The sequence below is a fragment of the Sinanaerobacter sp. ZZT-01 genome (assembly GCF_035621135.1).
GTDB lineage: Bacteria > Bacillota > Clostridia > Peptostreptococcales > Anaerovoracaceae > IOR16.
The window spans coordinates 1,899,956-1,915,468 of record NZ_CP141728.1; the positions used below are offsets into that span (position 1 = coordinate 1,899,956).

Annotated in this window: 10 protein-coding genes; 9 read left to right on the forward strand and 1 reads right to left on the reverse strand. The window is 38.5% G+C overall.

The genetic code is table 11. The features are described from left to right. The first annotated feature begins 22 nt into the window (after positions 1-22). From U5921_RS09125 to U5921_RS09160, 8 genes are all read left to right on the forward strand, one after another. Complete coding sequence (locus U5921_RS09125) at positions 23-1,213, forward strand: M20 family metallopeptidase (RefSeq protein WP_324822622.1); 1,191 nt, start codon at positions 23-25, stop codon at positions 1,211-1,213. Positions 1,214-1,305: 92 nt separating this feature from the next. Continuing rightward, positions 1,306-2,934 carry an amidohydrolase gene (locus tag U5921_RS09130; RefSeq protein ID WP_324822624.1) on the forward strand — a complete coding sequence of 543 codons (1,629 nt, stop codon included), beginning with the start codon at positions 1,306-1,308 and terminating at the stop codon, positions 2,932-2,934. Between the two features lie 83 nt (positions 2,935-3,017). Next, the gene (locus U5921_RS09135) at positions 3,018-4,553 is read left to right on the forward strand and encodes an amidohydrolase (RefSeq protein WP_324822626.1); all 1,536 of its coding nucleotides are present in this window, start codon (positions 3,018-3,020) and stop codon (positions 4,551-4,553) included. Positions 4,554-4,569: 16 nt separating this feature from the next. Next, positions 4,570-5,778, forward strand: a complete 1,209-nt coding sequence (locus U5921_RS09140) for an AfsR/SARP family transcriptional regulator (RefSeq protein WP_324822628.1) — start codon at positions 4,570-4,572, stop codon at positions 5,776-5,778. 139 nt (positions 5,779-5,917) lie between these two features. After that, positions 5,918-6,964 carry an acyltransferase gene (locus tag U5921_RS09145; protein ID WP_324822630.1) on the forward strand — a complete coding sequence of 349 codons (1,047 nt, stop codon included), beginning with the start codon at positions 5,918-5,920 and terminating at the stop codon, positions 6,962-6,964. A 156-nt stretch (positions 6,965-7,120) separates the two neighbouring features. Continuing rightward, positions 7,121-9,097, forward strand: coding sequence for an excinuclease ABC subunit UvrB (gene uvrB / locus U5921_RS09150; protein ID WP_324822632.1), 1,977 nt, complete (start codon positions 7,121-7,123; stop codon positions 9,095-9,097). Positions 9,098-9,112: 15 nt separating this feature from the next. Further along, a complete protein-coding gene (uvrA, locus tag U5921_RS09155; RefSeq protein WP_324822634.1) occupies positions 9,113-11,968 on the forward strand; it encodes an excinuclease ABC subunit UvrA in 2,856 nt (951 codons plus the stop codon). Positions 11,969-12,224: 256 nt separating this feature from the next. Next, a complete protein-coding gene (locus U5921_RS09160; protein WP_324822636.1) occupies positions 12,225-13,652 on the forward strand; it encodes a nicotinate phosphoribosyltransferase in 1,428 nt (475 codons plus the stop codon). Between the two features lie 74 nt (positions 13,653-13,726). Here U5921_RS09160 and U5921_RS09165 read toward each other — a convergent pair whose 3' ends face one another. Continuing rightward, positions 13,727-14,380 carry a GntR family transcriptional regulator gene (locus tag U5921_RS09165; RefSeq protein ID WP_324822638.1) on the reverse strand — a complete coding sequence of 218 codons (654 nt, stop codon included), beginning with the start codon at positions 14,378-14,380 and terminating at the stop codon, positions 13,727-13,729. A gap of 255 nt (positions 14,381-14,635) precedes the next feature. Here U5921_RS09165 and U5921_RS09170 point away from each other — a divergent pair, with 255 nt between their 5' ends. Continuing rightward, positions 14,636-15,511: a dimethylarginine dimethylaminohydrolase family protein gene (locus tag U5921_RS09170; RefSeq protein ID WP_324822640.1), complete on the forward strand. Its 876-nt coding sequence runs from the start codon at positions 14,636-14,638 to the stop codon at positions 15,509-15,511. Positions 15,512-15,513 lie beyond the last annotated feature (2 nt).

Consider the following 15,513-nt stretch of genomic DNA (forward strand, 5'->3'; position numbering starts at 1 on the left):
ATAAAGGCGGTAGTGTTACAAAATGTATAAAATTGAGAAAGAAGAAACAACAAATTTATTAATGGATCTGGTTTCCATTGAAAGCCCGTATTTTGAAGAAGATGCTGTTATGGATTACGTGTATAACTGGTTTCATAAGCATAATATGGAGGCTGTTTTTCATGAATACCATGAAGAAAAAGTAACTGGGTTCCAAGGCAGAAATATCATTGTTCAGCTGGAAGGAGAAAAACCTGGTCCTACCATTTGCCTGAATGGACATTTGGATACCGTAAAGTTATGCAATGGATGGACTAAAAATCCGAAAGGAGAAATCTGTGAGGACCGCCTTTATGGGGTCGGAGCTTTGGATATGAAGTCTGGATGCGCAGCAACCATGTTAGCTCTCAAAGCTTTTACCAAAAATCATAAGGATTTTAATGGAAAAATTATTTCTACCTATGTTTCTGTAGAGGAAGGCCCGTATGGAATGGGCACCAATTCTTTAATTGAAGATGGATATTTAGAAAATATTGATTTTTCAATTATTACGGAGCCAAGTGCCGGGTTTACAGGAAAACCATTTCCGGATATCTGCCTTGGCGCAAGAGGAGGATATGGTTTAGAAATTGAATTCTTTGGTGTGTCGGCTCATGCAGCTACACCGGAATTGGGTGTAAATGCAGCGGAAGCAGCTTCGAAAGTTATTTGTGAGCTTCAAAATATCGATTATATCGAAGATCCGTATCTTGGAAAAGGTTCTCTGTGCGTAGTCGCGGTAGAATGCGACGGAGGTGCATGCAGCGTACCGGATTATGCAAAAATAAAATTATTCCGCCATATTGTAGTTGGAGAAAATGAGAAATCTATTACAGAAGAAATTGAAAAGGCTGTAGAGAGAGCGGGTATTACTTGTAAATATGCAATTCGATTTCGCGAGGCGCCTTCTGAAGGTTCAAGAGGATTTATGCCTTATACAATAACAGGAGAAGAACCACTTGCTAAGGAGTTCATAGAAACAGTAGATGAAGTATGCGAGAAACCAGCAAGCAAGTCTTATTTTCAAAGTATAGGTGATTTCAATTATCTAGGTTCCAGATTAGGGGCTCCAGCTGTGATCTTTGGTGCAGCAGGTAAAAACTATCACGGAAGTGATGAATATACTGAATTGGATTCGGTTGTAAAAACGGCTCAAGTAGTATACGCATTTCTAGAAAAGATTTTATGTGCTTAAAAAATAAAAAATAGTGTAAAGGGAAGGCGTAAATAGTCTTCCCTTTTTCTCTAATAAGTAAGAAAATAGTATTAAAAAAGGAGGAACGCGAAATGAATTTAGACACAGTCCTGTTGAATGGGAAAATTTATACTATGGAAGAAGAAGGAAAGAGCGTAGAAGCGATTGGAATAAAAGATGGCATCATCCAATTTACAGGCACAAATAAAGAGGCTGAGAAGTATTCAAGTGAAAAAACGATAGACTTAGAAGGCAAAACTGTAATTCCAGGTATGGCAGATTCGCATATGCATATGTATGCCTACTGTCAAAACCAGGCACTGGTTGATTTAAAGGATGCATGTAGCATAGAAGATATGATAGGAAAGATGAAGGAGAAAGTAGCGCATACTCCGGATGGGACTTGGATTAAAGGCGTAAATTTTGATCAAAGTAAGTTTAAAGAAAATCGCTTTCCAACGAAAGCGGATTTAGATCGAATTAGTACAAGGCATCCAATTGTAATCAGAAGATGCTGCCTTCATGCTATTGTTGCGAATTCTATGGCATTGAATGTTGCCGGCGTTGGAAAAGGATACGATGGAGGAAGCGGAGGGATTGTTGAGTTTGATAAAAATGGAGAGCCAAATGGAATTCTAAGAGAACAGTCCACTAAAATTTTTGATGAAATCATACCGGACCCATTGTCTGATGCAATGGAAAAACGCAGGATCATGCAAAATGTTTTCGAGGATATGTCTTCAAAGGGTGTAACGACGATTCATACGTATGCAGCTAAAATATGGAACTATGAAGAAGATGTTGCACTGTATCGTAAGTTTGGAGAAGAAGGCAATTTGCCGGTTCGTGTTACCGTTTGCCTGGATGAATTGTTTGAAAAAGAAGTGCTGACTGAAAAAGAGAAAAATGATCCATACCGTATGGTACAATATGGTGCTTATAAATTGTTTACAGATGGTTCGTTAGGTTCAAGGTCTGCAGCTCTGCAAGAGCCCTATTCTGACGATAAAGATAACCGTGGATTTGTGGTATGCACCCAAGAAGAATTAAACGAGAAAGTTCTTAAGGGTTACGAAAACGGTTTGCAATTAGCAATTCATGCGATTGGGGATGCGGCACTGGATATGACGTTGACAGCAATTGAAAATTGCCTGCAGGTTACAAGAGAAAAGGGTATGAGCAAAGAAGAACAGGAAGAGCGTCTGCCGTTTCGAATTATTCACGTACAGATGGTCAATGAAGAGCTGATTGCCCGAATGAAAAAACTTCCTCTTGTTTTAGATATACAGCCAATCTTTTTATGTACGGATTTACATTGGATTGAAGAGCGTATCGGAGCGGAACGTATAAAAGGTGCATATTGTTGGAAAACATTAAAGGATGAAGGGTTGATTCAAACAGGAGGGTCAGATTGTCCGGTGGAATCGTTTGATCCGATGAAAGGCATTTATGCAGCAGCAACCAGAATGGATTTCGACGGTCAGCCTGAGGGCGGATATTATCCAGAAGAAAGGCTTTCCGTTTATGATGCCTTTTGTCTTTTTACAAAAAATGTTCATGCGGCGACTGGGCAGCAGGATAAGCTAGGGACGTTGGAATCAGGAAAGTTTGCTGACTTAGCAGTTCTTGATCGAGATCCTTTTGAATTAGATGTAAAAAATCTTTTAGAGATAAAGGTATTAAAAACATTTGTAGCTGGAAGGCTGGTTTTCGTGTTATAATTGCCACAAGATAATAGCAAATTGTTGCAATACAGTTTAATACACATAGTTACGGGACGCATAGCTACAGGAGGAAAAAACTTATGCACGCGGATATTCTAATTAAAAATGGGAATTGTGTAACGATGAAGGATAAAAAAATAAAAGATTGGATCGCAATTGAAAAGAGCAAAATCGTTGCAATGGGAAATGGCAGAGAATACGAACCCTTAGTCGGCAAAAATACGATGGTCTTTGATGCAGAGGGAAAGACGGTATTGCCGGGTTTTATTGACAGTCATTTTCACGTAGTGCAGACTGCACTGAACACCATTAGTTTGGACTTAAGTGAAGCGAGAACACACGAAGAATTAGGAGAGCAGATCCGTGAAGCATATGAAAACTCAAATGGAAACTATATACGTGGAATCCGAATAAGTGCAGAGCAATTTAAAGAAAAAAAATTTCCGGATCGAACCTTATTAGATCGGTATTGCAACGATATACCCGTATGGCTGAATTCATTAGAATATCAGGTTAGCATGCTGAACACATATGCAATGCTGTATTTTAAAATTCCATTTACTGCAGAGGGTGTGGAAATGGATGAGAAGCAGATGCCAACCGGCATCTTTCGAAAAAAAGCAAATGCTATTTTACGGGCAAATATTTTGAAAAACATTTCGGATATTGACAGAAAAGAGGCGATATCCGGAATTATGCCTAACCTTTTAAGCCATGGAATTACAACTGTGAATGCGATGGAAGGCGGCACGATGTACAGCGACAAAGATGCAAACTTTATCTTTGAGCATAAAGATGATTTTCCAATTGATATGATACTGTTTTATCAAACAATGGATATTGAAAAAATAAAAACAATGGGATTAAAACGTGTTGGGGGCAGCCTGTATATTGACGGAACAATGGGAGCGAGAACTGCAGCACTTTCTTTTGAGTATGCAGATTGTCCTGGTACGATGGGAAGCTTATGCTTGACACAGCAGGAGATCAATGATTTTGTCTTACAATGTTATAAGAGTAATTTACAGTTGGCGTTATATACAGTTGGGGATCGAGCGATACAAGTTGCTCTCAATGCTCACGAAAATGCTTTATATCAAACGGGGATAACCGGACTTCGGCATCGTTTGGAGCATGTGGAGTTGGCAACGGATGCACAAATTGAAAGGGCAAATGAACTGGGGATTCTTTTTTCTATGCAGCCCACATATGAACTCTATTGGGGAGGTTCTGGGAAAATGTATGAACAGCGGCTTGGGGAAAAATACACCCGAACCAATCCTTTTAAGAAAATCACGCAGAACGGTGTGGTAATCTGCGGCGGTTCTGATAGCGATGTTACGGAGGCAAGACCTTTGCTGGGAATTTATGCAGCGGTAAATCATCCTGTGAGGCCGCATAGGGTCAGTGTATATGAAGCACTGAAGATGTTTACTTGTAACGGGGCTTACGGGGTATTTAAAGAAAATGATAGGGGGACATTAGAAAAGGGGAAGCTTGCAGATATTGTAATTTTAGATCATGACATTTTTTCGGTTGCATCTGACGAAATAAATAAAATTAAGGTATGTGTAACGATAAAGGCGGGAGAGATTCTTTTTAATAATCTAGGATAGACGTAAGGATGGTACCATGTTGAATATTTGTTTTTTAGGAAAATTAAGATTTGAGTGGAAGGGTGAAGCGATTGAAGATCAATTAGGAGCAAAGGCCTTTGCATTAATTTGTTTGCTTGTCTTAAACAAAAACAGGTATTTGAGTAGAGAAAAAATCATTGGATATCTTTGGCCGGACAGTAATGAGGAAGCGGCACGCTATAACCTGCGTTATAACTTATGGCTGATTAAAAAAAATATTGGGACAGATGAACGAGGAAATACATTTCTTCATATCGATAAAGAGTGCTGTGGTATTAATAAAGAATTTAATTTTACTTGTGATATTTTAGATATCATGAAGTTTAAACCAAGTAAAAAAGATTCTGTAGAGAGTATTTTAAGGATGAAACAGCTATTTCGCGGTGACTTTTTAGAAGGCTGTTACTTTAATAAATGTGATGAATTTAATGAACTGATTATCTATGAACGCATTAATTTTGAACAGCGTAAGGTAAAGATACTGAAGCGCTTGGTTGAGCTTTATGAAAAAGATAAACAGTATGAAGTTTGTTTAGAAACGATCAATGAAATTCTAGAAATCGAACCGTATGATGAAGAGATGGTTTCTAAAATTTTAGATATTTATGTAAGGTGCGGAAAGCGGGTTGCAGCGATTACCTATTATAACCAGTTTAGCAGTCAGCTTGCAGGGAATCTTGGCATTGCACCTTCTGATGCATTGAGAGATAAATACAATGAAATTCGGCTGAATATATCGGAGACAACCAGTAATGAAGAATGTTCACAGTGCCCTCAGAAGTGTAAAAAAAATGGGAGTTCTACAGATAAACAGATAAATCAAAGGCTTGAGTTAAAGATTATTACAGATGGTATTAAAAACATACCTTTTTTCTGGATGTCAGATGTTACTGAAAAGATAATCATATTGGTAGAACCGCAAGATATTCTACGTTTAAGTAAGATAGACCGATTGAGTTTAGGATGCATTCAATCAAGACTGTTAGACATGAAGGAAGATTCGCCTGATATCAGTTTTTCTTTTGAGAAAATAAGAGATGTCTGCATTGTAAACGCATTCATAAAACTATTGAAGTTGATCTGTGAAGAGCATAAGCTGACAATTTTGATCTTAAACAGCAAAGAATTAGATGAAGTTTCGGCAGATGTTGTGCAGTATCTAAAAAAGATGCAGATTAAAGGTTTAAAAGTAATAGAAGAATAGGATAATTAAAAACCTTTTTTGAAGGAAAAGTTGGAATTCTTCTAAAAGGTTTTTTTATTTGCATTTTACAAATGATATGAATAAGTGATATGATTATATGTTAAAAGAAATATATAAAAATTGATTAGGAGAAATAAGAATGGAAGATAAGTTGCAGCAGCAAAGCAGCTCGATTCGGAAAAGGCTTATAGGATTGGACTTTTATAAAGCAATCGGAGCAATTTTGGTTATTTTTATACACGTTACGGCAACACCTGTTGTCAGCCTTGCTCCGGGAATTTCACTAGATATTTTAATTTTTATCAATCGCTTTGCGAAGCCTGCTGTGCCAATGTTTATTTTTGCAAGCGGTATGGCATTGTTTTATTCTTATAAAAACAAGGAATTTCAATACACCACTTTTTTAAAACGCAGATTTACCAAAATTTTTATACCGTACCTTGCTTGGTGTGCAGTTTACTATGCCTGTTATGTTTATCGAGGCGTTTATCCGGTTTCCCTGACCTTTTTTGTTCAGCAGGTTTTGAATGGGAGGATGCTGTATCATCTCTATTTTGTAGTGACAATTATTCAATTTTATTTTTTGTTTGGTATCATTCGTTATCTCGTAATGAACTATAGCGGCAGACTTATTCTGCCTTTGGGAATCCTAATTAATCTGCTGGCATACCGCTGGGTACCTCTCGATTGGACGCATCGTTGTTTTTTAACTTATATAGTTTATTTTCTTCCGGGCTGTTACTTTGCGAAAGATTTTGAACAAGCTATTTGCTATTTAAAGAAGTATTTTTGGTTGATCACCAGCGTTTTTGTAGTAAGCGGAATCTATTACAGTTATTTGTTTTATTGCAGTATGTGGAAACCGGAAAGCTATTCTGGAATTGAGATTTACGTGTACTGCTTATTCTGTGTTATGGGAATTTTATTTTATTTTGCATTGAGCTATTTCTTAGAAAAAAGAAGCGGAATTGTCATTAAAAAAATATTTAATAGCTTGAATGCAGGTTCTTATTATATCTACCTATCACATCCTCTTGCTATTATTTTTGCGGCTGCAATTGCGAATCGGATTGGATTGACTGGAGTAATTGATGGAATGCTGCTTCAGCTGGCTTTGATCAGTGTTACGGCAATACCATTGTCTATTCTGTATGCAAAGCTTAAAAGTAGAATGAAAAGAACTTAAAAAAACAAAGATAAGAAGAGCATAGAAATATTTTATGGAATTGTAATAATTTTTCATTAAAAAAGTGAACATGTGTTCTTGAAAGAAATGAAAAGCAATGCTATACTAGTGAAGAGGGAATTCTTTTAATAGGGAATATAAGAATAGAGGGAGAATATGAGTGAATTTAAAATTGTTTCTCCGTTTCAGCTTATGGGTGATCAGCCAGAAGCGGTAGATCAACTTGTAAAGGGGATACAAGAAGGGAAAAAACACCAGACATTATTGGGTGTAACCGGATCAGGAAAAACCTTTACGATTGCCAATGTGATTAAACAAATTCAAAAACCGACTTTGGTTATTTCACATAACAAAACATTAGCGGCTCAGCTTTGCGGAGAATTTAAAGAGTTCTTTCCAAACAATGCCGTAGAATATTTTGTGAGCTATTATGATTATTATCAGCCGGAGGCTTATGTTCCATCTACGGATACGTATATTGAAAAGGATTCTGATATTAACGATGAGATCGAAAAACTGCGCCACTCGGCAACGGCAGCGTTATCAGAACGAAAAGATGTTATTATTGTTGCCAGCGTATCGTGTATCTATGGATTGGGAAGCCCGGTAGATTATGAAAATCAGGTTTTGTCACTAAGACCAGGAATGGAGAAAAATCGTGACGATATCCTTCGAAAACTGATTGAGATTCAGTACACGCGAAATGATCTTGGCTTTGAGCGTGGTTGTTTCCGTGTCAGAGGTGATGTTGTGGATATATATCCTGCGGGTGCAGAGCATGCGGTAAGAGTGGAGCTTTTTGGTGACGAAATAGAAGTGATAAAGGAAATGAATCCCGTCACGGGAGAGATTATGGGTATTCGTAGCCATGTGTCTATTTTTCCGGCATCCCATTATGTGACATCAAAGGAAAATATGGAGCGGGCAATTGTATCCATTGAAGAAGAGCTTGAAGAACGCTTAGTCTGGTTCCGGGACAGGGGTAAACTTTTGGAAGCACAACGATTAGAACAGCGGACACGGTACGATTTGGAAATGCTGAGAGAAGTAGGTATGTGTAAAGGAATTGAAAATTATTCACGCCATATGAACGGACTTCCGGCAGGAATGCGCCCTTATACGCTGATTGATTATTTTCCGAAAGACTTTCTTTTAGTGATTGATGAATCGCATGTCATGCTTCCCCAGCTTCGGGGAATGTATGCAGGAGACCGTTCGCGGAAAATGTCTTTGGTGGAATACGGCTTTCGTCTACCGTCGGCACTCGACAACCGCCCTTTGCAGTTTGATGAGTTTGAGAGCTTGGTTGATCAGGCCGTATACATTAGCGCAACACCTGCTCTTTATGAAAGAGAGAAGAGCGAACATGTGGTAGCACAGCAAGTCATTCGTCCTACAGGACTTTTAGATCCGGAGATTGACGTTCGAAAAACAGAAGGCCAAATTGATGATTTGATTGGAGAAATCAATCAAGTCTCAGAAGAAGGCGGACGTGTTTTAGTAACAACCCTGACAAAGAAAATGTCAGAAAGCTTAACAGACTATTTAAAAAATGCAGGAATTAAAGTACGATATCTCCATTCAGAGATCAACACATTGGAACGCATGGAAATCATTCGTGACTTACGTCTAGGTGTTTTTAATGTGCTGGTGGGGATCAATCTCTTAAGAGAAGGCTTGGATATTCCCGAAGTAAGCCTTGTGGTGATTTTAGATGCGGACAAGCAGGGCTTTCTTCGTACCGAAACTTCACTGATTCAAACCATTGGGCGTGCAGCACGAAATGCAAAAGGCAGGGTAATTCTGTATGCAGATGGAATGAGCGAAGCGATGGAAAAAGCAATTTCGGAAACAGAGCGCAGAAGAAGTATACAGCAGGCTTACAATATAGAACATGGAATTACACCAAAGACCATCGAGAAATCGGTGCGTGCAGTAATCGAGGCTACTCGGGTTGCAGAGGAGTCTGATGAATACTACAAAGGAAAGAGTCCGCTTGAATTAACAAAGAAAGAGCTTAAGGATTATATTAAGCGTATGGAAGCAGAAATGCAGGAAGCTGCAAAAGATTTACAATTTGAACGCGCAGCACAGCTTCGAGATCGAATTTTAGAATATAAAGCAAGGCTTTAACTAGAAAGGAACAGTATGTCAAAGGACATTATTATAAAAGGTGCAAAAGAGCATAATCTAAAAAATATTGATGTGGTAATACCAAGAGATAAGATGGTTGTATTGACAGGCCTTTCTGGATCAGGAAAGTCTTCACTGGCATTTGATACAATTTATGCAGAAGGGCAGAGGCGTTATGTAGAAAGTCTTTCCTCTTATGCACGTCAGTTTTTAGGACAGATGGAAAAACCAGATGTAGAATACATCGAGGGGCTTTCACCAGCAATCTCGATTGACCAGAAAACAACCAGCAAAAACCCACGTTCTACCGTGGGAACTGTGACTGAAATCCATGACTATCTCCGTTTAATGTATGCCCGTATCGGTGTACCGCATTGTCCGGTATGCGGGAGAGAGATCAGCAGCCAGTCAGTTGATCAAATTGTCCAGCAGCTCCTGGAACTTGGAGAAGGTACTCGATTAACGATTTTAGCTCCCATCGTCCGTCAGCGGAAGGGAGAACACGAAAAAATTATTCAAAGGATTAAAAAAGAAGGCTTCACTAGAGTTCGCATTGATGGTGAAACACGTGAACTTGAAGGGGATGAAATAAAGCTGGAAAAAACCTTTAAACACACAATTGAGGTTGTCGTGGACCGTATTATTGTAAAGCAGGGAGCAGAAGGACGACTTTCGGAATCAATTGAGCTTGCACTGCATCATGGAGAAGGCTTGGTGGAGGCTCTCGTTCAAAAAAAAGAGGGCGATCCTTTTGAACTACTGTTTAGCACAAAATTTGCCTGTCCGGATCATGGTGTTAGTATAGAAGAATTAGAACCCAGAATGTTTTCTTTTAACAGCCCTTTTGGTGCTTGTACACAATGCAATGGATTGGGGTTTATTCAAAAAATTGATCCTGATCGAGTTATTTCAGATCAAAGCATGAGCATAGCGGACGGAGCGTTAGGAGCAATCTTTTCTTCTATGGAGTACGGAAGTTTTTATCGCCAAATGATAGAAGCGCTCGCAAAGGAGCATAATGTCGACTTAAACACACCATTTCAGAATCTTCCCAAGAAATTTAAGACGGAACTCTTATATGGTACAAAAGATAGAAAACTGGAATATTATTATGAGAGTCGAAACGGTTCACAATCTTATCGTAATCATCCTTTTGAAGGAGTGATTACAAATTTAGAACGGCGGTATCAGGAAACCAATTCAGACTATATTAAAGACAAGATGCGGGCATATATGAATCTGATTCCTTGCAGCCACTGTGAAGGAAAACGACTGAGGCCAGAAGTTCTGGCAGTAACAGTAGGCGAAAAGAATATTGCGGAGCTTTCTGATTTATCCATCCGTGAAGCGTTGAAATTTATCAACCAACTTACTTTATCAGAAAAAGATGAAGCGATTGCGAAACAAATCCTAAAGGAAATACGGGAAAGACTTACTTTTCTTGTCGATGTCGGATTGGATTATCTGACCTTATCAAGAGCGGCGGGGACTTTATCCGGAGGGGAATCGCAGAGAATCCGCCTTGCAACACAGATCGGTTCCAGTCTGGTCGGTGTTTTGTATATCTTAGATGAACCAAGCATTGGTCTTCACCAAAAGGATAATGAAAAGCTTCTGAAAACGCTGCGGAATCTAACGGATATTGGAAATACGTTAATTGTGGTGGAGCATGATGAAGATACGATGTATGCTGCGGATCATATCATAGATATTGGACCTGGAGCCGGTATCGAAGGCGGTGAGTTGGTGGCGGAAGGGACCGTTGAGGATATCATTGCCTGTGATCGATCGATAACCGGTCAATATTTAAGCGGAAAAAAGATGATCCCAGTGCCGCAGAAAAGACGTGAGGGGAACGGAAAAGCTATTTCAGTAATCGGAGCAGCAGAAAATAATCTGCAAAATATAAATGCAGAATTTCCACTTGGAAAAATGATTTGTGTTACCGGCGTTTCCGGATCGGGGAAAAGTACTTTAATCAATCAGATACTATATAAGAGCTTAGCTGAAAAAATTAACGGATCGAAGGAAAAACCCGGAAAGCATAAAAACATAAAAGGAATAGAAAATATCGATAAAATTATCAATATCGATCAATCACCGATTGGTAGAACACCTCGATCAAACCCGGCGACCTATACAGGGGTGTTTACACATATCCGAGATTTATTTGCACAGCTTCCTGAAGCGAAAATTCGTGGATATGAGAAAGGGAGATTTAGTTTTAATGTAAAAGGCGGTCGATGTGAAGCTTGCAGCGGAGATGGTATTATAAAGATAGAGATGCATTTTTTACCGGATGTTTATGTACCTTGTGAGGTTTGTAAAGGAAAGCGTTACAGCAGGGAAACACTAGAGGTAAAATATAAGGGCAAGAGCATATTTGACGTCTTGGATATGAATGTATCGGAGGCTCTGGAATTTTTCAAAAATATCCCGACTATTACGAGACAGCTTTCTACGTTAGAAGAAGTAGGCTTGGGCTATATCAAGCTGGGACAGCCGTCCACACAACTCTCCGGTGGAGAAGCGCAGCGGATTAAACTAGCTTCGGAGCTTTCAAAGAGAAGTACGGGAAGGACGCTGTACATTCTTGATGAGCCAACAACGGGGCTTCACTTTGCAGATGTGGATAAGCTGATTCAGGTATTGGATAAATTGGTTGAAGCAGGAAACACTGTTGTGGTAATCGAGCACAATTTGGAAGTCATTAAAACGGCAGATCATATTATTGATTTGGGACCAGATGGCGGTGACCGTGGAGGGAATCTTGTCGTTATAGGGACACCAGAGCAGGTGGTAGAATGCTCGGATTCTTATACTGGTAAATTTTTAAAGCCTGTATTGGAAACATATTATAAAAAAATGTGATCGCCTTTTAGGTATAGAATATTTGTAAGCCGTACAAAATGTCCTATATAAGGGTAATAGAAAAAGAACTTTAAGTGTTGCGCTTAAGGTTCTTTTTTGTCGATAATTTTTCCTGTTTTGGCTATAATAAGGAAAAAAGGTTGGTGTTATGCGAAAAATCTGATAAAATGATATAAATGCTCGGTGACCTTTAAATGGAAAGTCACTGTTATTACTGCCGGATTTCCGGCCACGTTGAAAGGATATAAATAGGAAAATGGAGCGAACAAACATGACCATGTTGACCGATTTTTATGAGTTGACTATGGCAAATGGATATTTTGAGCATGGAATGGGAGATCAAATCGCATATTTTGATATGTTTTTCAGGAAAATCCCAGATGGCGGTGGGTTTGCCATTGTGGCCGGTTTAGAACAAGTAATTACTTATTTAAAAGGTCTTTCTTTTAGCGAAGATGATTTAAACTATTTAAGAAGCAAGGGAATATTCAGTGAGGAATTTTTAGATTTTTTAAGAGATTTTAAGTTTACTTGTGACGTATGGGCTATTCCGGAAGGTACGCCGGTATTTCCGGGTGAACCGTTGATTACGGTGCGGGGACCTGTGATCCAAGCCCAATTTGTAGAGACTATGATTTTGTTAATTATGAACCATCAAAGTCTAATTGCAACGAAAGCAAACCGTATTGTTCGTTCTGCACAGGGAAGAGGAGTTATGGAGTTCGGTTCGCGACGTGCACATGGTGCTACGGCAGCGATTATCGGTGCAAGGGCTGCGTATATAGGTGGCTGTGTAGGAACTGCATGTACCCTCACTGATCAAGAGTATGGAATTCCGGCGATGGGAACGATGGCTCATAGCTGGGTACAGATGTTTGATTCTGAGTTGGAGGCATTTGAAAAATATGCGGAACTTTACCCAACCAATTGCGTACTTTTGGTGGATACGTATAATGTATTAAAATGCGGTGTTCCGAATGCAATCAAAGTTTTTAAGGAAAAGAAGCCACAAAATATGGGAATCCGCATTGACAGCGGAGACATTACTTATCTCACGAAACGGGCTAGAGCAATGCTAGATGAAGCAGGATTTAAAGATTGTAAGATCATTGTATCAAACTCTTTTGATGAATATCTAATTCGGGATGTAATCAGTCAGGGAGCAAAGATTGATTCTTTCGGAGTTGGTGAACGGTTAATCACTTCGAAGACGGAACCCGTGTTCGGAGGTGTATATAAATTGGCCGCATTGGAATCCAACGGCAAAATTATACCTAAAATTAAGATCAGTGAAAATGTTGGAAAAATAACGAATCCAGGGTTCAAAAAAGTATATCGGTTATATGATAAAGGGACAAATCAGGCGTTTGCAGACGTCATCACTTTAAATCATGAGAGAATTCCAAGCGGAAGTGATTATGAAATCTTCAATCCGGAAGCAACTTGGAAGCGAAAGAAGATCTGTAATTTTTATGCAAAGGATTTACGTGTACAGGTTTTTAATGAAGGCGAGTTAGTTTATAAATCACCCACAGTGTACGAAATTCGAGAGTACTGTATGGATCAGATTAATACATTATGGGATGAAATCAAACGATTTGAAAATCCGCATATTTACTATGTAGATCTCTCCAAAGAGTTGTGGGAATTGAAAACAAAGCTGATTAGAGATCTTCAAGGATAGGATTTATCAGTTATTGGAAAATTAGAAAGAGAAATATATAAATTTAACCATAGGATAAAACATCCTATGGTTTTTTATCTTAGCAGAGAATCGAATTGTGCTTTACTGCTGCTCCAGTGAACATCACGTATAAAACGCTCCAATTCCGAAGCGTTTTTTTCTTTAAATAGACGAAGTATTTCATAGTGCTGATCGTTTGTTTCTCTTAATATAGAAAGTTCATTATCCGGATTTTCAAATACATAGTATTTGCGGATGAAATTATTTTTTAACTTGTTCAGTAAAGCTGTAATTTCCGTATTTGGACATAGATTTAAATATACGTTATGAAATTCCATCTGAAGTTCGTAATACTGATTGCTTAGACCGCTCTCAATAGCGGCGTCCATAGATTTAATTAAAGATTCCATCTTGGAAAGATCCGTTTCTTTAAGCAGCTGAATACATATAACTGCGGCACGACCATCTAAAGTACCGATCACATCATATAAGTCCTTTGCTTTTTTCACAGTTAAATACTTTACGCGAAATCCTTTTCTTGGAAGGTTGTCTAAATATCCGTCTGAGGCAAGTTGAATCAGAGCTTCACGAACTGGCGTACGGCTGATATGAAGCTCTTCACTAACCTGCGATTCATTGATCTTATCATCCGGTTTCAGTGTACCTGAATTGATGCGCTCAGAAATGTAATTATACACATGATCCTTCAGGGACAAATAATGATCCATAAGTAACCTCCATACATCACTTCTATTCTATCTTTTTGAATTGTACCATATTTTTTTTATGTAAAATATATTTATTTATATTTTACATCATAAAAAGGTATTTTTTGACTGAATCGATCAATTAGTCGGTACGTTATCAGAAAAATAAAAATATTTGTTGATTTTTGATAATAATTGTGGCAGTATTATTTTATAAAGTGCACAGTATACAAAATACAATAAACAAATTATACGAAGAGCATAGGAGGTATAAAAATGAAGTATGGTTGTCAATCTATGGTAGGCAAAATTGAATCTATTTTATTAAAGCATCCAGCCAATGCGTTTATTAGTCAGGAGAATTTAGATAGAACGTGGGAAGAGTTTAAATATTTTGGCTGTCCGGATTATCAAAAAGTGCTGCAAGAATACGAGGTATTTGAAAGTATAGTAAAGAAAAACGTAGAGAATGTTTATTATCTTCCACAGGATGTGCGTACGGGCTTGGATTCCATATACACACATGATCCATTAAAGATCACAAAAAAAGGTGCGATTTATTTTCCAATGGGGAAAGTATTGCGCAGTAAAGAGTATATGGCGACGAAAGACTATTTGGAAAGCATTGGAATACCGACGCTTGGTGTAATTGAGGCTCCGGGGAAAATGGAAGGGGGTGATGTCCTTTGGATTGACGAAAAGACGGTGGCAATCGGCAGAGGATACCGAACCAATGATGAAGGGATACGTCAATTTAAGGAGCTTACAAATGACATAATTGACGAGTATGTTATTGTACCGATGCCTCATGGAGATGGGGAGGATTGCTGCTTGCACCTTATGAGCATCATTAGCTTTGTAGATACGGACAAAGCAGTTGTTTATTCTAAATTCATGCCAGTATTTTTTAGAGAATGGCTATTGGAAAAAGGAATTCAGCTTATTGAGTGCAACGATGAAGAATACGATTATTTAGGATCAAATTTGCTTGCATTAGAGCCGGGAAAATGTATTTTGATTGCAGGGTGTCCGGACATTCAGAAAAAATTGGAAGATGTAGGTGTCAATGTAGAAACATACGAAGGAAAGGAAATGTCTTATAGGGGAACTGGTGGGCCGACTTGCTTGACTTGTCCACTCACTCGGTTGTAAAG